The organism is Tolumonas osonensis, assembly GCF_014202415.1.
GTDB classification, from domain to species: domain Bacteria; phylum Pseudomonadota; class Gammaproteobacteria; order Enterobacterales; family Aeromonadaceae; genus Tolumonas; species Tolumonas osonensis.
In genome coordinates this window covers 1-1,104 of record NZ_JACHGR010000025.1, presented here as the reverse complement: position 1 = coordinate 1,104, position 1,104 = coordinate 1, and the positions used below count along the sequence as shown (strand labels likewise).

Below are 1,104 nucleotides of genomic sequence, written 5' to 3'. Positions count from 1 at the left end.
CCTCGTCAGCAGTTCCGCGGTGGCCGTCTCGCGCACGCGCAACATGAATAAATTGTTGAAATTCCCGATCACTTGGCCGGCCTTCGCGCGATTTCCGATGCGGGCCTCGATGTCCGAGAGCGTCTGCGTGTACGCCGTGACTTGCAGGCCGGCACCGCCGCCCTTGTTGATGAGCGGGATGAATTCATCGCCCATCAGTTCATTGAATTCGTCCGCGTGCACGTTGATCGGCACGCGAGCGCCAGCCACTGCGCCGGGCAGGCCATCGTCGATTCCGTGCTTGTAGATGTGTCCGGCCACCGAAACCAGGTCAGAGAACATCGAATTGCCGACCGCTGCGGCGACCTCGGCGTCAGACAACGCATCCAGACCCACATAGACGATGGCCCGCTTTCGGATGACCTGCATCCAGTCGAAGATCGGGCGCGGGTCGGCCAGGTCGGAGTAGTTCGGCGCCAGGAGCTGGGCGATCTTGCCGCTCGTGAGCTTTTCCAGCAGCGGCAGCAGCGATGCAACGATCTTGTCGAAGTAGGTCTTGTCGTAGCGCACCGCCGAGCGCAGGCCATCGAGCACAGGGTCGTAGTTGCGCGCCTGGGAGAGGTATTGCTCCAGCGCCACCACACGCTTCTCGCGCCCGATCATGTTCCTTGGGATGTTCTTCTCGTTGAGCTTGGCCTCGATCTGGACGATCACCTCCCAGGCCTTGGGCTCCGTCTTGGCAAAGTAGTGCTGGGCGTACTCAATGAACAGCGCGTCGATGTTGATGACGTGGCGCTGGATCAGCATGTAGTCCGGGCGCTGCCCCAGTTCCACCAGGGCGCGGGCGATGATGTTCACGAAGCGCCATGCGAACTCGCGGAACGCCGCGCTGTTGCCTTCGCCGGAGAGCTGCCCCGCGATGCGTGTCGCCACTTCCGAGATCCGACCGAAGCGGCCCACGGCGTTGTAGCGGGCGCTGATTTCCGGCCAGCCCAAGTGGAAGATGTAGAACTCGCCTTCGCGGCCAGCGCGCTGGGCTTCGACGTACATCCGTTTCAAGAGATCGGCATCCCCCTTGGGGTCGATGACGATGACGACCTCATGCTCGCCGGCAGCATTCCTGCG

The 1,104-nt window shown here is 62.5% G+C and carries 1 protein-coding gene; it reads right to left on the bottom strand.

What is annotated here, in order from left to right; translation table 11 throughout:
- Positions 1 to 1,104, bottom strand: a 1,104-nt coding sequence (gene traD, locus HNR75_RS15375; RefSeq protein ID WP_246358998.1) for a type IV conjugative transfer system coupling protein TraD, incomplete at both ends; no start/stop codon positions are given.